A 17,622-nucleotide genomic window follows, 5' to 3' on the forward strand; every position below is an offset into this window, starting at 1 on the left:
GTCTTCAGGTCCAGATATTATCCAGCGCACGGGGCAACTGGTCAAAATTTTCAATTATACAGGCCGCGCCGTTCAGGGCTGATCGGTCATGATATCCCCAGGATACGCCGATGCCTGTTACTCCGGCAGCCCGCGCCATATCCATGTCGAACCGGGTATCGCCAATCATCACCGTATCTGCCGCATCAACGCCGGTTTCAGAACGGGCCGTGTCGATCATCGACGGATGCGGTTTCGAGGGGTGATGGTCCGCAACCTGCCGGGTCACGAAATAGCGCTCCAGGTCATGTGCTTCGATCAAGGCATCCAGACCGCGTTGGGATTTTCCGGTGGCCACACCTAGCAGCACCTCGGGGATGTCATGCAGGGTTTCGATTGCGTCCCGCGCACCGGGATAGAGCGGTGAGCTTGCGGCCCCCTGCTCCAAACGATTTGCGTGATAGGCCTGTTTGTAGCCCTCAACAAGGTTGTGTTGAACCGTTTCGCTCTGCTCGGGCGCAAGCCGAGCCATGGCATTGGGCAAGGACAGACCGACGATGGACAAAATCGCCTCGCGGTCAGGGACCGTCAGGGACAAGGCCCCAAAACTGGCGGTCATCGCCGCGACAATGCTGCCTTGGCTGTCGACAAGGGTTCCGTCCACATCAAAAAGCACCAAACGCAAGGGTGCGCTCATTGCAGTTCCTCGAACGGGTCTTCCGCGGCCAGATCTTCGGTCCAGCCGAACGTGTCCCAGCTGTGTTTCATATGCTCAGGCAGCGGAGCTTTGACGGTTATAGTCTTGCGCGTGACCGGATGCTGGAATGAGGCCTGCCGCGCGTGTAGGTGCAGCTTCTTGCTGATGACCCCGCCCAGTTGCGCGCCCCAACCGTCGCCCAGATTTTCCTGCCCCGAGCCACCGTATTTGCCATCGCCAACGATTGGGTGGCCGATCGCCGCCATGTGCACTCTCAGCTGGTGCGTGCGTCCAGTGATCGGCTCTATCGCCACCCACGAGGCGCGCCCGGCCACGCGATACAGCGTTGCATACAGCGTATGCGCCCGTTTCGCGCCCGGCGTCTCGTTGATTTCGTTCAGATGCACGGCGATCATCTTTTCGCCCTCACCCTGTTTGCCGTGACCGGATGCCTTGACCAAACCAGTCTTGATCTCGCCCAGATACGGGGTCGGCACGCCAGCAACCAGCGCCCAATAGATCTTGCGTGTATCGCGATGTCGGAAGGCAGCTGTCAGCCCCTTGGCGGCCTCGCGGGTGCGGGCCATCAGCAATACACCCGATGTGTCCTTGTCCAAGCGGTGCACGAGGCGCGGATTTTCGTCATAGTCAAAGCGCAGAGCCTCGGACAGACCGTCCACGTGGCGGGTCTGACCGCTGCCGCCCTGCACTGGAAGACCTTGTGGCTTGTTCAGGGCCAAAACATGATCGTCGCGATAGATCACGCAAGACTGGATCATCTTGGCGTCGGCATCCGAGATGCCTCGTTTGACTGCAACCGGCTTGTGATCAGCATCCGGCAAGGGTGGCACGCGCACGACCTGCCCGACCTCAAGCCGGGTCGAGGCTTTGACCCGCCCGCCTTCCACGCGCACCTCACCCTTACGGCACATCTTTTCGATGCGGCCCTGGCTGACATGCGGGAACAGGCGGCGCAGCCACCGATCCAGCCGCTGGTCGCCGTCACCCTCTGCCACGGTGATCATCTGTACGCCGCTCATGCCGATATCCTCTGCGTCGCGCGGATTATCCGCCCGCCAAACAAGTGTTTAAGTGCCCTAGAAAACATGCGCGTCTGTGCCGTGCAAAAGGCCAAGAGTCAAGCCGGTCAAATGCCCGGGAAACCCAGGCGCCTACGTTGTCTTGGCGTCGGATCACCTCTTGCTCTTTTGCGCATTCGTTCTTCAACGCATCAAGCAGCGGTGTTCTACTCGTTCCTCTGTGCCCGCAGCTTGGCAAAGTAATCCAGACGCTTCTTCAACTCACGCTCGAACCCACGCTCCACGGGCTTATACAATTCCGGTCGCTTCATGCCGTCAGGGAAATAGTTTTGTCCGGAGAAGCCATCTTCGGCGTCATGGTCATAGGCATAGCCCGTGCCATAGCCCTGATCTTTCATCAACGATGTCGGCGCGTTCAGGATGTGTTTTGGCGGGGGTTCGCTGCCTGACTGCTTGGCCAATCGCATCGCCGCCTTGTACCCGACATAGGCACCGTTCGATTTCGGGGCCAACGCCAGATAAACCAGCGCCTGCGCTATGGCCAATTCACCTTCGGGGCTACCCAATCGTTCATAGGTTTCCCACGCGTGCAGGCAAATCGACTGCGCCTGCGGATCGGCGAGACCAATGTCTTCGACCGCCATCCGTGTGATCCGCCGCGCCAGATAGCGCGGATCCTCCCCACCCGTCAGCATCCGCGCAAACCAGTAAAGCGCCGCATCCGGGTCAGATCCGCGTACGGATTTATGAAGTGCCGAGATCAGATTATAATGCTCGTCCCCGGATTTGTCGTATTTGGCCGCGCGGCGCATCAATCTTGTCGACAACGCATCAGGGTCCAGCGGTGCAACCACCTTCCAAGCCGCAACCTGTTCGATCAGATTCAACAGAGCGCGCCCGTCGCCATCCGCCATCTCTTGGAGAGCTTCGCGGGCATTGCCCGTCAGCGGCAGGGCGCGGTCCAGCTCTTTCTCTGCGCGCTGTGTCAGGCGTTCAAGGTCGGCGAGGCTGAGCCGTTCAAGGACCAGAACCTGTGCTCGGCTAAGCACAGCGGCGTTCAGTTCAAAGGACGGGTTCTCGGTCGTGGCCCCGACCAGCAGGATCGTCCCATCCTCCATGTGCGGCAGGAACCCGTCCTGCTGCGCTTTGTTGAAGCGGTGAATCTCATCGACAAACAGCAACGTGCCCTGCCCGTTCTGCCGACGGATCTTGGCCGTCTCAAACACTTTCTTCAGGTCCGGCACGCCAGTAAAAATCGCACTGATCTGAACGAAATGCAGATCGGTTTCCTGCGCCAGCAAGCGTGCAATGGTGGTTTTCCCAACGCCCGGCGGGCCCCAAAAAACCAAACTGGACAGACTGCCCGAGGCCAGCATGACCCCCAGCGGAGCATCCGGGCCCAGTACCTGCTGCTGTCCGATGACCTCGGCCAACGACTGCGGGCGCAGCCGGTCCGCCAACGGGCGGTGCGGGGATGGTGCAGGCTCGCTCGCCCCGGTATCGAACAGATCGCTCATGCGATTACAGCCGGAACCGCAGAGATACGGCCCGTCCGCCCCGCAGAACATCCAAATTCAATCTTCGCCCCGGATCGGTCATCGCATCCACCACGTCCACAGGATGCCGGACTTCCGTTCCGTTGATGCTTAGGACCACGTCACCAGCGCGCAATCCGGATCGTCCACCGTACCGGCCTGCATCCACAATCACCACGCCAGTTTGCGACAGTAAAAGCCCCATTTGGGTAATGATCGCCGGGTTGATGCGCGACACCTTCAGGCCCGGCATCACGGTGTCATCGTTCAGAACGATCTCATCAGCCGGTGGAGTTTCCGGGGCCTTGATCAAGGCAACCTCGATATCCGCACTGTCCTGACCCCGCAGCCGGGTCAGGACCGAAGTGCCACCAACGCCGGCGACGGACATGCGGAACTTCATTTCGGCTGGGGAATTCACCTCATCGCCATCCACATGGGTCACCACATCTCCCACGCGCAGCCCTGCCTCACCCAGCGGACTCAGGGTGTGCAAGTCCGAGATCACAACACCCATGGGGAATACTAACCCCAGAGATTCGGCGATATCTGCGCTCATGTGCTGACCAGCGACCCCGGCCCAAGGGCTGACAAAGTTGTCATTCCCGGCCTTGGCCTGGCGTAGAAATTCGGCCACCAGATTCGCCGGGATCGCAAACCCGATGCCGTTGGAGCCGCCTGATCGCGTCAGGATTGAGGTGTTAATCCCGATCAGATCACCATTCACGTCGATCAGCGCCCCGCCGGAGTTGCCAGGATTGATAGCGGCATCGGTTTGAATAAAGTACCCACGCGCGTTGCCGGTGGCCGTCCCGGTCCGCGCCAAACCGGAGATGATTCCGGAAGACACGGTTTGGCCCACGCCAAACGGGTTACCGATCGCAAGCGCCAGTTCCCCTACCTCGATCTGGTCGGAGTCGCGGAAGTTCAGATGCGGCAAGTCCTTGGCGTCTTCCAACCGCAGGATGGCAATATCGCTTTCCTTGTCGCCCAGCACCACTTGCGCTGAAAATTCGCGTCGATCGGTTGTCACCACGCGGATTTCGGTAGCCGTGCCAACAACGTGATAGTTCGACACCACATAACCGTCTTCTGACAGAATGACGCCAGATCCCAGTGAATTCTGTACACGTGGGCGCGGTTCGGCAAATCCCCTGCCAAAGAACTCTTCAAAAAACGGGTCCGAGAAAAACGGATTGGCCCCGCCCTGTCTTACGATCTTAGCATAGATATTGACGACTGCAGGTGAGGCCTGCTTCACCACCGGGGCGAAACCCAGGCTGATTTCGGCCTGCGATGTTGGCACCTTTGTTTCAGCATTTGCTGACACTGCAAGTGTCGCCAGCATCAGAGCACAGAGAACTTTCCGCATGATCCATCCGTCGGTTAATCGCCTATCGGATATGCGTCTACACCTGCCGTAATGCAAGCATCCGTTCTGCGTGTTGGAGGCCTCAATCCAACGGAGCGTGCAGCCGCGTGCCTTCCGTGATGATCCCGCCGCGCTTGCCCACCTCGATGGTGCCGTAACGTTGCCTGAAAACTTCGGGCAATTCGCGATCTCCTTCCGGCGACAGCCAAAGCCTCAGCAAATGGCGGCGCTCTACCGGGTCAGGCCAGTCCACGAACCCGGTCCGGTCGTGCAGTTGCGAATGGTTGTACACGAACTGCATGTCGCCCGGTTGCAGCCGCATAGAAAGACAGAGGTCGGGATCATTCGCCAGCTCATCAAATCGGTCCAGCGCCTCAATGTGATCCGGTGTCAGCCGCATCGCTTCAGGAAATCGTTGCGCACTGTCGATATACTGCCTTTGGTAGAACACCGTCAGCTTACCATCGTGCCAGGAGAACGGCGGGATCGACATAAAAGGTTCCATGCCGTCCGGCACTTCCCCTCGTCGGTCGGTCGCTATTGGGTCAAACAACCGTTCCAGCAATTCCGGACATTCTGACCGCATCCTATTAAAGATCGTCTCGGCACTGACCAGCAGCGAATCTCCGCCCTCCTTAGCCTCGCGCAGGCACAGCAGGCCGACGATATCGGCGCTGTCGGTGTGAAATGTCTGGCGCTCATGCGTTTGATAGATCCGGGTATTCGGATCGTTCGCATCTGCACCGATGTCGCGAACATGCCCCAGAATGTGTCCTTGCGCGTTCTGTGACCGGGCCGAGCCAAGATGAGCACCCACGCCGCAGAAAATCGTGGCCGCGACCTGTTGCGAATAATTCTGCACCGGAAGGCCACGGATCACTTCGAAACCGATCCCGTTGATCAGCTTCTCTCGCAGGCTTGCCAGATGCCGGTCAAACCGCTTTAGGGGGAAAGCGGACTTTGTGATCTCACCGATATCTCTTTCGAGGCTCAGGTAGTGACGGGCAGCTTGTTCAAGATCCTCGATGTCGTCCCCCGTCAGATCAATGATCCATTCACTCCGACGCGCACGCATGTCCCGACCGGTCCACACAGACGGACCCGTGAGTTCGTTCGGTAATTTAGTTGGGATTGCCATCATCCGTCCTCCACGCTCATCTTGCAGCATGATCCGTGAGGTTCGGGGATTCATCAACGGATATCGCCGAAAATGCCCTAACCGCGACACCAAGGGACCAAAAAGAAAAAACCCCCGCGTCCGAAACGCGGGGGTTTGAATTCAGAAAGCCGGGCTTTCTTATTCTTCGTCTGCGGCCTCTTCGGCGGCAACGCGGGCTTTGTCAGCCGCGCCTTTGGCGTCCAGATCACGATCAACGAATTCGATGATCGCCATCGGTGCCATGTCGCCGTAGCGGAAGCCAGCTTTCAGGATACGGACATAACCGCCCTGACGCTCGGCGTAGCGGGGACCCAGGATTTCGAACAGCTTTGCGACGTATTGGTCTTCTTTCAGCTGCGATGCGGCCTGACGGCGGGCGTGCAAATCGCCGCGCTTGCCCAGGGTGATCAGTTTTTCAACGATCGGGCGCAGTTCTTTTGCTTTGGGCAGAGTTGTTTTGATCTGCTCATGTTCGATGAGCGAGCCAGCCATGTTTGCAAACAGAGCCTTACGGTGCTCATGAGTACGGTTCAGGCGGCGGTAACCACGTGCGTGACGCATTTTCTAGTTCCTTCTTCAGCGTTTTGCTTTGTCTGGCCGGCGATGCGTGTCACCGGCTCTCCTTGGGGCGGAAGTGCCCGTTTTGTCCCCGGCAGCCCGGGCATTGGGGAAGACGCGCTTAAAACGCGTCTTCGAATTTCTTCGCCAGATCTTCGATGTTGTCAGGCGGCCAGTCCTCGACATCCATGCCGAGGTGCAGACCCATGCCGGACAGCACTTCCTTGATCTCGTTCAGCGACTTGCGGCCGAAGTTCGGGGTGCGCAGCATCTCGGCTTCGGTTTTCTGGATCAGGTCGCCGATGTAAACGATGTTGTCGTTCTTCAGGCAGTTTGCCGAACGGACCGACAGTTCCAGCTCGTCTACTTTTTTCAGCAGCAGCGGGTTGAATTCCAGACCATCGTCTTCGTCCTGGCGACCAGCCGCTTCGGGCTCGTCGAAGTTGACGAAGATTGACAGCTGATCCTGCAGGATACGTGCGGCAAAAGCCAGCGCGTCTTCCGGCGTGATCGAACCATCGGTTTCGATCTTCAGGGTCAGCTTGTCATAGTCCAGTACCTGACCTTCGCGGGTTGGCTGAACGTCGTAGGCAACCTTTTTGACCGGCGAATAGATCGCGTCGATCGGGATCAGACCGATAGGCGCGTCTTCCGGCTTGTTCTTCTCAGCCGAAACATAGCCCTTACCGGTGTTGACGGTCAGTTCCATGAACAGGTCGGCGCCATCGTCCAGGTGACAGATGACGTGATCGCGGTTCAGAACCTCGATACCAGCGCTTTCGCTGATGTCACCGGCGGTAACAACTGCAGGGCCTTTGGCATTGATCGACAGGCGCTTGGGGCCTTCGACTTCCATACGCAGGGCAACCTGCTTGAGGTTCAGGATGATGTCAGTGACGTCTTCGCGAACGCCAGCGACGCTCGAGAACTCGTGCAATACGTTGTCGATCTGGACGCTGGTGATGGCCGCACCTTGCAGCGAGCTCATCAGAACGCGGCGCAGCGCGTTGCCCAAGGTCAGACCAAAGCCACGCTCCAGCGGTTCAGCAACCAAGGTAGCCTGACGCGCTGGGTCATTGCCCGGCTTGCCATCCAGCTGTGTCGGCTTGATCAATTCAGCCCAATTCTTATGGATCATGTAATCCCTCCATTCCTGTCCGCGCCCCATGACCAACAAGGTGCAGACGCCCGAGGTTCAAAATGACGTGCTGGGGCCGTGCGAAAACACAGCCCCAGCTCAATTCAAAATCGCTTAGACGCGGCGGCGCTTCGGCGGGCGGCAACCGTTGTGAGCAATCGGTGTCACGTCACGGATCGACGTGATGTTGAAGCCCACAGCAGCCAGCGCGCGCAGAGCCGATTCACGACCAGAGCCGGGGCCCTGAACTTCGACTTCCAGCGTCTTGACACCGTGATCCTGCGCCTTCTTGCCTGCATCTTCTGCAGCCATCTGAGCGGCGTAAGGTGTCGATTTACGCGAACCTTTGAAACCCATGGTTCCTGCTGAAGACCATGCAATAGCGTTGCCTTGCACGTCCGAGATCAGGATCTTGGTGTTGTTGAAGGTCGAATTCACGTGGGCGACGCCCGATGCGATATTCTTGCGCTCTTTTTTCTTGGTACGAGTCTTTTCGCGTGCCATCAGTCAGACCCTCCTTATTTCTTCTTACCAGCAATGGCCTTTGCGGGGCCTTTGCGGGTACGAGCATTGGTGTGGGTACGCTGACCGCGAACGGGCAGGTTACGACGGTGACGCAGACCGCGGTAGCAGCCCAGGTCCATCAGGCGCTTGACGTTCATCTGAACTTCGCGGCGCAGGTCACCTTCAACGGTGAAGTTTGCGTCGATATGTTCGCGGATGGCCAGAACTTCGGCGTCGGACAGTTCATTGACGCGACGGGTCGCGTCGATGCCTACGGCTTCGCAGATCGCTTTGGCCGAAGTGTTTCCGATACCGGTGATATATGTGAGGGCGATAGGTACCCGCTTTGCAGTCGGGATGTTTACGCCGGCAATACGTGCCACGTGTCACTTTCCTTTTTTGTTGCGGTTCCGTAGCTCCGGAACCTTTTTTCACAACACTCGATCTTGGCAGTGACGCCAGAGGATCCAGTATTATTCGAGGTGGTCGGGGCATCCGGAACGAATCCCGCATGCGGTCGTGATTCCCGTTAGGGATGGGGGTCGATATGGGCTTTTCCCGCTCAGGTCAAGGGCAGAAATGGATCAGCCGTTTCCGACGTCGACGCCACCATCCAAAACCTGCGAAATCTCGTTTTGAACGGCGTCGATTTCACCCAGGCCGTCAACCCAGGACAGGTTGCCCTTGGCATAGTAATAGCCGATCAGCATCGAGGTCTTTTTGTAGTACTCCATCAGACGGGTCTTGAGGCTTTCCTCATTATCATCGGCGCGGCGTTTAAAGTCGTTTTCCTTGCCACAGTTGGAGCATTTTCCATCGGCAGGGATCGGCTTGGTGATGTCATTGTAGACCTCGCCGCAGCCTCCACAGGTCGAGCGGGCGGTGATCCGTTCGACCAGCGCGTCATCGTTGACTTCCATCGCGATGACCGCATCCAGCGTTTCGCTGGTGCTTTTCAGCAGATCTCCCAACGCGTCAGCCTGTGCCAGCGTGCGCGGAAAACCGTCGAAAATGAAACCGCCCTTGGCACCTTGTTCCAGTTTTTCACGGATCAGGCCGATGACGATCTCGTCGGTTACCAGTTCACCTTTGGCCATCACCTCGGCGACGCGGTTGCCCATTTCGGTCCCGCTGTCCTTGGCTTCTCGTAGCATGTCACCGGTGCTCAGTTGCACCATACCACGCGTTTCAACCAGATGACGCGCTTGCGTTCCTTTGCCCGCACCCGGCGGGCCCAACAAAATGATGTTCATCGACGAGCGGGTCCCTTCCTGCCGCGTTTCTTGCTTTTACCGCGCAGCTGGGACTTTTCGATAAGCCCTTCGTATTGATGCGCCAGCAAATGGCTCTGCACCTGCTGGATCGTGTCCATGGTCACAGAGACGATAATCAGAACCGAGGTGCCGCCGAAGTAGAACGGGATAGCGAATTGGTTCCGCAGAATTTCAGGCAGCAGACATACCAGCGCCAGATAGGCCGAACCCAGAACCAGCACGCGGTTGACCACGTATTCCAGATACTCGGCGGTTTTCTTGCCGGGGCGAATGCCGGGCACAAAACCGTTCTGCTTTTTCAGGTTGTCCGCAACATCATCCGGTTTGAACGAGACGTTGAAGGTGTAGAAATAGGCGAAGAACACGATCATCGACGCGAAGAACAGCAGATACAGCGGCTGGCCGGGGCCAAAATTGGCCAGCAGCCACGACATGACCGGACCGTTTGTGGCACCCGAAGAGAAGGTCGAGATCGTTACCGGCAGCAACAGCAAAGAGCTGGCAAAAATCGCCGGGATAACGCCCGCCGGGTTCACCTTGACTGGCAGGTGGCTGGAGCCGCCCTCGTATACCTTCATACCGGCCTGACGGCGCGGGTATTGAATGTGGATCTTACGCAGCGCGCGTTCCATGAACACCACGAAGGTGATGACCACGATAACCATGACGATCACACCGATAATCACGGCGGGGCTGATTGCACCAGAGCGACCGGACGCAAAGAACTGCGCCAGAGCGGCCGGAACCTCGGCAATGATGCCGACGAAGATGATCAGAGAGATACCGTTGCCGATGCCGCGCGCGGTGATCTGTTCACCCAGCCACATCAGGAACATCGTACCGCCAACCAGAGTGATCATGGTCGACATGCGGAAGAAAAGCCCAGGATCGGTGGCCAGATCGCCCGATTCCAGCGAAACCGCCAGACCATAGGCCTGAACAGTGGCCAGTGCCACGGTGCCAAAACGGGTGTACTGGTTGATTTTCTTGCGCCCCTGCTCGCCCTCTTTTTTGAGCTGTTCGAGCGCGGGAACCATTGATGTCAGCAGTTGCACGATGATCGAGGCTGAAATGTAAGGCATGATGCCGAGGGCAAAGATACCCATCCGCCCCAGCGCCCCGCCGGTGAACATCGAAACCATGCCGCCGATGCCCTGCCCCGCTTGCTCCATGAACTCGCGCAGTGCTTGTCCGTCAATCCCCGGCACCGGAATGAAGGTGCCCAGACGATAGACGATCAGCAATGCAAGCGTGAACAGGATGCGGTTGCGCAGATCGGTGGCTTTACCAAGGGCAGACCAGCTTGTGTTGGCTGCCATTTGTTCTGCTGCTGATACCATAAATCGGTCTCTCTTATGAAAACACCGCCCGGAACCGTTTTCCGGCTCGGGCGGCGTCTTGGAAAACTCTGAGGTCTATGTAAGCGGGTCTTGGCCCGCTCACAAGCGCTTACTCTGCCGCAGCAGCTTTTGTGACCGTAAGTGAGCCGCCCGCTTTCTCAACTGCTTCAACAGCAGCCTTCGAAGCACCGGTGACTTCCAGGTTCAATTTGGCGCTGATTTCGCCTTTGGCCAGAACGCGGATACCGTCCAGCTTGCGACGAACCAGACCGGAGGCAACCAGTGCATCCTCGGTGATCGCAGCTTTGGCGTCCAGTTTGCCGGCGTCGACGAATTTCTGGATCAGGCCCAGGTTGATAACGGCGAATGCCTTGCGGTTCGGCTTGTTGAAGCCACGCTTGGGCAGACGCTGGTACAAAGGCATCTGACCGCCTTCATAGCCATTGATGGCCACACCCGAACGGGATTTCTGGCCTTTGATACCACGGCCACCCATTTTACCTTTGCCGGAACCCGGACCACGGCCAACGCGGGTGCGTTTCGGTGTGGCGCCAGGATTGTCGCGCAATTCGTTCAGTTTCATTTCGCTTCTCCTAAGCCGGAAATGACCCGCGAAGCGTGATGGGTCAGACACGGCATTTCTTGGTTTTGATTCGTATGGCGCAAAGCCACCGCAGGCGTATAGGACTGTTGGGACAAGTTGGCAAGCCCGCAGCCCCTATACGTCATTTGTCAGACACGTCGGCAAGGTCTTCCGTTGCGGCTTTTTTCTGCAAGGGTGCTGCGTGCGGGTCGATCCCATGCTTTTCGACCAGCCGGCCAACCATGCTTTCCGGATGTGGGATTCCGTTGAACCGATTGAGTATGAACGAACGCATGCGACGGCCATAGAAATGGATCGACATGGTGTTCTCGGTAAGGAACCGCTCGGCATTTCCGTTGGATCGTACCATTGCCCGCCGAGCCCTGTAGGTTACAGGGTACAAAACGTCTTGGGGCTGCGAAAAACGAGCCTCGTTATTGTCCCTCAAAAGCCAGGTCAGGGCGCGTGGGCCCCAAATACCCCACGGCATATCGCTTGCGTGTGGCGTTTCACCAGCCAAAGCCATGTCAATAAGCGGTCGGCGTTGCTTGGGCGACAGCCAATGCGGAATGCGATAAGGATTATTGGTGTAGTCGATCAAATCATACAGCGTTGCGCTGTCCGCAGGCAAAGCCAACACCCCACCGTTGATTTCGTGCGCGGCTAGCCAACCATGCAAATGACCGTTTTCAGTTGTAAAGGGTTTGACACAATATGCGTCGGTATCGGCCCAGATTATGTCCGGCACTTTCGCCAACATCTGGACGCGAAACTTGTCGGAATGCAGAGCGGGACTGCCCGTGCGCTTGTGTAGGATCACCTCATCATCTGCCAGTACTTCCCGCGCGTCACGCACTTCGACACCCTCAGGGATGTTTGTGACCGGTCCGTAAGTATAAAGGCGGACATGTTGGCCGACATCCAGAAAGGATTTGATGCACAACTGCTCGAGAAAGCTAAGAGGGCCTTCAATCCAAAGCATGCCAACCTGATACTCTTTCACCGGCTCCGGCCCTTCGTGTTGTTCCTGGTTACGGCGCCGACAGGTGCCCTGTCGCGTATTTGGCCCATTTCCCGCTAGGTCGCAACGGTTGGGGCGAAATTCCTGTCGACTGTGCCAAGAGCACCCCGGAATCAAAAGAGACGCCCTCAGGCGTCTCTTGGTCAGGTTGTCGGTAAGGTCACGAACAATAAACGTGGTCCCGAGCGATGTCTTTTATATCGCAGCGGCGAACACCGATGTCGTCCAGTTCACGATCTGTCAGACTCTGCAATTCCGAATAAGTCTGATCATACTGAGCACGCAGTGCATTTGCCTCTTTGACGCGCTCGAAAAAGTTCGCGATGCGGGCGCTCAGGCCAAAGCCGTCGCGGGAATATGTAGCTGTGTGAGCCATGATGTATTTCCTTTCTCTGCCCGGGGCGAATTCCCCGGAAACTGTTTGCGTTCCTTGTTTGGACAGGGCTGAGATAGGCCCGCGCGATATCGCTAACAACCGAAGTTTCGGTCTAGCCGTTATGCATCTGTTGAATAGCTGAGCAGCAGGTCGCGCAGCTGTGAGACCAATTGCATGGGAGTAAGCGGCTGCTACTGGTGCAGCTACCTTCCCGCGCGTCTTTTGCGGGCAGTAATCGCCCGGCCGTCGCGTATACTCAACCCCATCAAAGTGAGGTTAGTGGCGCCAGCGAGCAACTCAACGACCTGCACAGCGTAGAAACTGATATCAAAGGACCCAGCGCTCGCTTTTGCGTTCAGGAAGATTGCAGCGGGAATAAGGATCAACAGGCCGTTCATCGCGATGATCGGCATTCGCTTCTTCTTGGCTAGCGCCGGTGCGTCCTTGCGTCGACGCCCAAGGGACATGCCGGATGCACCTACGATCACCATCGCGGGCACAAGGATAAACAGCCCGCTGACGATCATGGACTTTACGGCCGCGACAGTCGCATGGGTCGCAAACAATTCGCTGTACAAAGTGGATGTCCAGAACATGAATATTGTCAGGAATCCTATTATACCGGCGATGGGGTGAATTGATTTTATCATGTGCCTACTCCGCTTTTGACATCAGGCGACGCAGTGGTTTTCGACTGTGAGTTTTCTTAGAAGATGTGGACGCGCCACGGCGCTTTCGGGATAGTCTGCAATTCGACGCTGGAACTCTGGGTGGGTGAAGGCGTCGCGAAAGCTTTTGACGTCCTGCCAGATCGCGTAGTTCACGAAGGTCGAACTGCCAGCGATCCCTTGATGAAGCTGGGTCGAGATATATCCCGACTGGGACTTCATGAAGTCCGCATCATGTGCCCAGGCCTTCAACAGCGCCTCTTCGTCTGTCGCGTCCACCGTAAACACGTTAATCAGCACCACAGGGCCTTCCTCGGCCTGCATCTGATCAGCCAGTGTGACGACTTTATCCATCTCTTCGATATGAGCCATTTCGATTCCTTTTCATTCATTTATATAGCTTGCTATATATTATTGCATAGCATGCTATTCAAGTGTAAATCTCAAGCATGGATTTCGAAAAAGAGAACTCGGCCGGATATCTGGTCAATCACATGGCGCGATTGTTCGCGAAAGAGCTGCAGCACCACATTGCGCCTTTGGGCATCGTTGTTGGACAGTTCCCAGTCTTGCTGGAGCTTTGGCTCAAAGACGGAGTCACCCAAAAGGATCTGCTGGCCAGAATTGACGTCGAACAAGCGACTTTGGCCAACACGCTCAACCGTATGGAGCGCGACGGCTTGATCAAAAGAACGAAAAATCCCGCTGACGCCAGGGCCCAGTTGATCTGGTTAACCGAAAAGGCCGCCGCACTTAGAAACAGCGCCTATGAGTCGGCCCAGGACGTGAACTCCCAAGCCTTGCAAGTTCTGACTGAGCCTGAGCGGGCGCAGTTCATGGACTATATGCGGCGGGTAATAAGCGGAATACGTTCAAGTTGAACTAAAACCACATCAGGCGAGGCCACAGCCAACACTGCCCTTAAAAAAAACGCCCCCGAACTGATCGGAGGCGTTTCTAGCTCTTAGAAGCAAGGCGCTTAGCCGCGCTCTTCGATGATCTCAACCAGATGCGGGATCTTGTTGACCATGCCGCGGACCGAGGGGGTATCCTCAAGCTCGCGGGTTTTGTGCATCTTGTTCAGGCCCAGGCCGATCAGAGTTGCGCGCTGTTCAGCGGGGCGACGGATCGGGGAACCGATTTGCTTGACGACGATGGTTTTTGCCATGGGTCGCTCTCCTTATGCTTCTGCTTCAGCAGCAGCTGGTGCTTCGTCCCGCTTGGGCAGGATGTCAGCAACCTTTTTGCCACGACGCTGGGCAACCGAACGCGGGCTCTGCTCTTTCTGCAGGCCGTTGATGGTGGCGCGGATCATGTTGTACGGGTTCTGCGAGCCCAGCGACTTGGACACAACGTCCTTCACGCCCAGCATTTCGAACACAGCACGCATCGGACCACCGGCGATGATACCGGTACCTTCAGGGGCGCTGCGCATAACCACTTTACCGGCGCCATGACGGCCTTCGATGTCGTGGTGCAGGGTACGACCTTCGCGCAGTTGCACGCGGATCATCTGACGCTTGGCTTGTTCAGTCGCTTTGCGGATGGCTTCAGGTACTTCTTTCGCTTTACCTTTGCCAAAGCCTACGCGGCCTTTCTGATCGCCTACGACCACCAGAGCGGCGAAGCCAAAGCGCTTACCACCTTTTACGGTTTTCGATACGCGGTTGATCGCAACCAGACGATCTGCGAATTCCGGAGTTTCGTCGCGGTCACGTCCACGGCCCCGGCGGTTATCACGTTCTGCCATTTTGGCATCCCTTTTCTTTGGTGACGCTTGCGGCGTCGTTTGTTCAATCCAAGTGGGCCCCGGCATTGCCAAGGCCCCCGGATCATCGGGGAGGATCGAAACCCGCCCGCAAGTCTTAGATCTTCAGACCACCTTCACGCGCAGCGTCGGCGACAGCCTTCACTTTGCCGTGGAACAGGAAGCCGCCACGATCGAAATAGGCCTCTTCGACGCCCGCCTTTTTGGCACGCTCGGCGATGGCCGCGCCCACTTTGGTGGCCGCTTCGACGTTGTTCTTGCCAACAACACCCAGATCTTTTTCCAGGGTAGAGGCCGAGGCCAGGGTCACGCCACGTACGTCGTCGATCAACTGAACAGAGATGTTCTTGTTCGAACGGTGTACGGACAAACGCGGACGACCCGCGTTGACCTTGCGAAGTTTGTTCCGAACGCGCAGGCGGCGCTTCAGAAACAGGGTTCTTTTGCTGTTTGCCATTGTTTGCGTCCTTACTTCTTCTTGCCTTCTTTGCGGAAGATGAACTCGCCCTTATAGCGGATGCCTTTGCCCTTATAGGGCTCGGGACGGCGCCATTCACGGATTTTCGCCGCGACTTCGCCCACCTGCTGCTGGTCGTTACCTTCCACAATGATCACGGTCTGCTTCGGCGCGGTGATGGTGACACCTTCCGGAGCGACGAAATCAACGTCATGGCTGTAGCCCAGGTTCAGCTTCAGGGTGTTGCCCTGCATCTGAGCCCGGTAACCAACACCCTGGATCTCCAGCTCTTTCTTGAAGCCTTCGGTCACACCGGTCACCAGGTTTGCGACCATTGTGCGGCTCATGCCCCACTGCTGGCGCGCGCGCTTGGACATACCGCGGGGGTTGATCTGAACCACGTTATCTTCGACCGACAGCGTAACGTCGTCAGTCGCAGTGAAGCTGCGGGCGCCTTTCGGGCCTTTGACTTCGATGGTCTGGCCGGAAACCGAGGCAGTTACGCCGCTGGGCAATTCGACCGGACGTTTACCAATACGAGACATTGACAGACCTCCTTAGAAGACGGTGCAGAGCACTTCGCCACCAACATTGTTGGAGCGTGCGTTCTGGTCCGACATCACACCTTTCGGAGTGCTGACAATCGACACACCCAGACCCTGACGGACCTGCGGGATGTCATTGACGCCCATGTATACGCGACGACCGGGCTTAGAGACCCGCTTCAGTTCGCGAATGACAGGGGTGCCTTCGTAGTATTTCAGGCTGATTTCGATGGCCGGATGACCGTTTTCACCGGTCGTCGCTTCGTAGCCACGGATGTAACCTTCGTCCGCCAGCACGTCCAGAACCCAACCACGCAGCTTGGAAGCCGGGGTGGAAACGGTGGACTTGCCACGCATTTGCGCGTTGCGGATACGGGTGAGCATATCGCCGATAGGATCGTTCATATCATTCTCTCCCTTACCAGCTCGATTTCACCATGCCGGGGATCTGACCAGCAGAACCCAGCTCGCGCAGCGCGATACGGCTGACCTTCAGCTTACGGTAGTAAGCGTGGGGACGACCGGTCAGCTGACAGCGGTTGTGCAGACGAGTAGCCGAGCTGTTGCGCGGCAGTTTCGCCAGTTTCAGACGCGCTTTGAAGCGCTCTTCCATCGGCTTGCTCTCGTCATTCGCGATTTCTTTAAGCTCGGCACGCTTTGCGGCATATTTGGCCACCAGGCGTTCGCGCTTCTTCTCGCGTTCGATCATTGCTTTTTTAGCCATGTCTCAATCCTCCCGGCGCTTACGCGTTGAACGGCATGTTGAAAGCTTTCAACAGTGCCTTTGCTTCAGCGTCGGTTTTCGCTGTGGTGGCAATTACGATGTCCATGCCCCAGACTTCGTCAACTTTGTCGAAGTCGATTTCCGGGAACACGATGTGCTCTTTCATGCCCATGGCAAAATTGCCCTGACCATCGAAAGACGGCTTCACGCCGCGGAAGTCACGAATACGTGGCATCGCGATGGTGATCAGACGATCGAGGAATTCATACATCCGGTCACCGCGCAGGGTCACTTTCGCACCCAGCGGCATGTCTTCACGGACGCGGAAGCCAGCGATCGACTTCTTCGCCTTGGTGGAAACAGCCTGTTGACCAGCAATCGCAGTCAGATCCTCGACAGCAGCTTTCGCTTTCTTCGAGTCTTTAACCGCTTCGGCACCACAACCGATGTTCAGAACGATTTTGTCCAGCTTGGGCAGCTGCATGTCGTTCTTGTAGCCGAACTCTTCTTTCAGAGCGGCACGGATGGTTTCAGCGTACTGAGCTTTCAGACGCGGGGTGTAGGTTGCGTTATCAAGCATCGATCACGTCCCCCGTGGTCTTGGCGAAGCGCACTTTCTTGTCACCTTCCATGCGGAAGCCAACGCGAGTTGCTTTGCCGTTCTTGTCCAGCAGAGCCAGATTCGACAACTCGATCGGGTTTGCCTGAGGCAGACGACCACCCTGAGAGTTCTGAGTCTGGCGAGTGGCGCGGATGGCGATGTTGATACCGTCAACAACAGCTTTTCCGGCAGATGGGTTAACCGAGGTGATAGTTCCCTCTTTGCCCTTGTCCTTGCCGGCCAGCACGACGACCTTGTCGCCTTTGCGGAGTTTAGCAGCCAT

General features: G+C 57.2%; 25 protein-coding genes. 1 reads left to right on the forward strand and 24 read right to left on the reverse strand.

The genetic code is table 11. The features are described 5' to 3' along the window. Positions 1-4 precede the first annotated feature (4 nt). The 16 genes from AC2FID_RS21000 to AC2FID_RS21075 form a co-directional block, all read right to left on the reverse strand. Complete coding sequence (locus tag AC2FID_RS21000) at positions 5-676, reverse strand: HAD-IA family hydrolase (protein WP_282120548.1); 672 nt, start codon at positions 674-676, stop codon at positions 5-7. After that, entirely contained in the window at positions 673-1,716 is a 1,044-nt protein-coding gene (locus AC2FID_RS21005) for an RluA family pseudouridine synthase (protein ID WP_496838557.1), read from the reverse strand. Before AC2FID_RS21005 ends, AC2FID_RS21000 begins: the two co-directional genes overlap by 4 nt. A 206-nt stretch (positions 1,717-1,922) precedes the next feature. Continuing rightward, positions 1,923-3,233, reverse strand: coding sequence for a replication-associated recombination protein A (locus AC2FID_RS21010; protein WP_496838559.1), 1,311 nt, complete (start codon positions 3,231-3,233; stop codon positions 1,923-1,925). Between the two features lie 4 nt (positions 3,234-3,237). Then, positions 3,238-4,626: a trypsin-like peptidase domain-containing protein gene (locus AC2FID_RS21015; protein ID WP_496838584.1), complete on the reverse strand. Its 1,389-nt coding sequence runs from the start codon at positions 4,624-4,626 to the stop codon at positions 3,238-3,240. Positions 4,627-4,705: 79 nt separating this feature from the next. Further along, positions 4,706-5,761 (reverse strand): TauD/TfdA family dioxygenase, encoded by a 1,056-nt coding sequence (locus tag AC2FID_RS21020; RefSeq protein ID WP_496838560.1) that lies wholly within the window; start codon positions 5,759-5,761, stop codon positions 4,706-4,708. Positions 5,762-5,920: 159 nt separating this feature from the next. Next, on the reverse strand, positions 5,921-6,343 hold the full coding sequence (rplQ, locus tag AC2FID_RS21025) for a 50S ribosomal protein L17 (protein ID WP_120633899.1): 423 nt from the start codon (positions 6,341-6,343) through the stop codon (positions 5,921-5,923). A gap of 118 nt (positions 6,344-6,461) precedes the next feature. Then, positions 6,462-7,478, reverse strand: coding sequence for a DNA-directed RNA polymerase subunit alpha (locus tag AC2FID_RS21030; protein ID WP_058272456.1), 1,017 nt, complete (start codon positions 7,476-7,478; stop codon positions 6,462-6,464). A 114-nt stretch (positions 7,479-7,592) separates the two neighbouring features. Then, positions 7,593-7,982: a 30S ribosomal protein S11 gene (gene rpsK / locus AC2FID_RS21035; protein WP_037311698.1), complete on the reverse strand. Its 390-nt coding sequence runs from the start codon at positions 7,980-7,982 to the stop codon at positions 7,593-7,595. 14 nt (positions 7,983-7,996) lie between these two features. Continuing rightward, a complete protein-coding gene (gene rpsM, locus AC2FID_RS21040; protein WP_058272383.1) occupies positions 7,997-8,365 on the reverse strand; it encodes a 30S ribosomal protein S13 in 369 nt (122 codons plus the stop codon). Positions 8,366-8,566: 201 nt separating this feature from the next. Then, positions 8,567-9,235 (reverse strand): adenylate kinase, encoded by a 669-nt coding sequence (locus tag AC2FID_RS21045; protein WP_496838563.1) that lies wholly within the window; start codon positions 9,233-9,235, stop codon positions 8,567-8,569. Further along, positions 9,232-10,596 carry a preprotein translocase subunit SecY gene (secY, locus tag AC2FID_RS21050; RefSeq protein ID WP_058276180.1) on the reverse strand — a complete coding sequence of 455 codons (1,365 nt, stop codon included), beginning with the start codon at positions 10,594-10,596 and terminating at the stop codon, positions 9,232-9,234. The genes AC2FID_RS21045 and secY overlap by 4 nt, the downstream gene beginning before the upstream one ends. A 109-nt stretch (positions 10,597-10,705) precedes the next feature. After that, positions 10,706-11,179, reverse strand: coding sequence for a 50S ribosomal protein L15 (gene rplO / locus AC2FID_RS21055; RefSeq protein WP_058272380.1), 474 nt, complete (start codon positions 11,177-11,179; stop codon positions 10,706-10,708). 142 nt (positions 11,180-11,321) lie between these two features. Further along, on the reverse strand, positions 11,322-12,182 hold the full coding sequence (locus tag AC2FID_RS21060; RefSeq protein WP_496838565.1) for a hypothetical protein: 861 nt from the start codon (positions 12,180-12,182) through the stop codon (positions 11,322-11,324). A gap of 178 nt (positions 12,183-12,360) precedes the next feature. Further along, on the reverse strand, positions 12,361-12,576 hold the full coding sequence (locus AC2FID_RS21065; RefSeq protein ID WP_108861242.1) for a DUF1127 domain-containing protein: 216 nt from the start codon (positions 12,574-12,576) through the stop codon (positions 12,361-12,363). Positions 12,577-12,779: 203 nt separating this feature from the next. Further along, positions 12,780-13,226 carry a hypothetical protein gene (locus AC2FID_RS21070; protein WP_496838566.1) on the reverse strand — a complete coding sequence of 149 codons (447 nt, stop codon included), beginning with the start codon at positions 13,224-13,226 and terminating at the stop codon, positions 12,780-12,782. A 21-nt stretch (positions 13,227-13,247) separates the two neighbouring features. Next, a complete protein-coding gene (locus AC2FID_RS21075) occupies positions 13,248-13,616 on the reverse strand; it encodes an antibiotic biosynthesis monooxygenase family protein (RefSeq protein WP_496838567.1) in 369 nt (122 codons plus the stop codon). A 77-nt stretch (positions 13,617-13,693) separates the two neighbouring features. On the opposite strand from AC2FID_RS21075, the gene AC2FID_RS21080 reads away from it, so the two are divergent. Then, positions 13,694-14,125 (forward strand): MarR family winged helix-turn-helix transcriptional regulator, encoded by a 432-nt coding sequence (locus AC2FID_RS21080; RefSeq protein WP_496838569.1) that lies wholly within the window; start codon positions 13,694-13,696, stop codon positions 14,123-14,125. Positions 14,126-14,223: 98 nt separating this feature from the next. Here AC2FID_RS21080 and rpmD read toward each other — a convergent pair whose 3' ends face one another. From rpmD to rplX, 8 genes are all read right to left on the reverse strand, one after another. Then, positions 14,224-14,412, reverse strand: a complete 189-nt coding sequence (gene rpmD / locus AC2FID_RS21085; RefSeq protein ID WP_008757946.1) for a 50S ribosomal protein L30 — start codon at positions 14,410-14,412, stop codon at positions 14,224-14,226. Positions 14,413-14,424: 12 nt separating this feature from the next. Then, on the reverse strand, positions 14,425-14,994 hold the full coding sequence (gene rpsE, locus AC2FID_RS21090) for a 30S ribosomal protein S5 (RefSeq protein WP_058272455.1): 570 nt from the start codon (positions 14,992-14,994) through the stop codon (positions 14,425-14,427). Between the two features lie 115 nt (positions 14,995-15,109). Further along, the gene (rplR, locus tag AC2FID_RS21095; RefSeq protein WP_010437103.1) at positions 15,110-15,469 is read right to left on the reverse strand and encodes a 50S ribosomal protein L18; all 360 of its coding nucleotides are present in this window, start codon (positions 15,467-15,469) and stop codon (positions 15,110-15,112) included. A gap of 11 nt (positions 15,470-15,480) precedes the next feature. Next, a complete protein-coding gene (rplF, locus tag AC2FID_RS21100; protein WP_058272374.1) occupies positions 15,481-16,014 on the reverse strand; it encodes a 50S ribosomal protein L6 in 534 nt (177 codons plus the stop codon). A gap of 12 nt (positions 16,015-16,026) precedes the next feature. Beyond that, positions 16,027-16,419 (reverse strand): 30S ribosomal protein S8, encoded by a 393-nt coding sequence (rpsH, locus tag AC2FID_RS21105; protein ID WP_008757119.1) that lies wholly within the window; start codon positions 16,417-16,419, stop codon positions 16,027-16,029. 13 nt (positions 16,420-16,432) lie between these two features. Beyond that, positions 16,433-16,738 (reverse strand): 30S ribosomal protein S14, encoded by a 306-nt coding sequence (gene rpsN, locus AC2FID_RS21110; protein WP_010437098.1) that lies wholly within the window; start codon positions 16,736-16,738, stop codon positions 16,433-16,435. Between the two features lie 19 nt (positions 16,739-16,757). Then, positions 16,758-17,318 carry a 50S ribosomal protein L5 gene (gene rplE, locus AC2FID_RS21115; protein WP_058272373.1) on the reverse strand — a complete coding sequence of 187 codons (561 nt, stop codon included), beginning with the start codon at positions 17,316-17,318 and terminating at the stop codon, positions 16,758-16,760. Beyond that, the gene (gene rplX, locus AC2FID_RS21120) at positions 17,311-17,622 is read right to left on the reverse strand and encodes a 50S ribosomal protein L24 (protein WP_058272372.1); all 312 of its coding nucleotides are present in this window, start codon (positions 17,620-17,622) and stop codon (positions 17,311-17,313) included. Before rplX ends, rplE begins: the two co-directional genes overlap by 8 nt.

It is taken from the genome of Ruegeria sp. CDSC068, assembly GCF_059610545.1.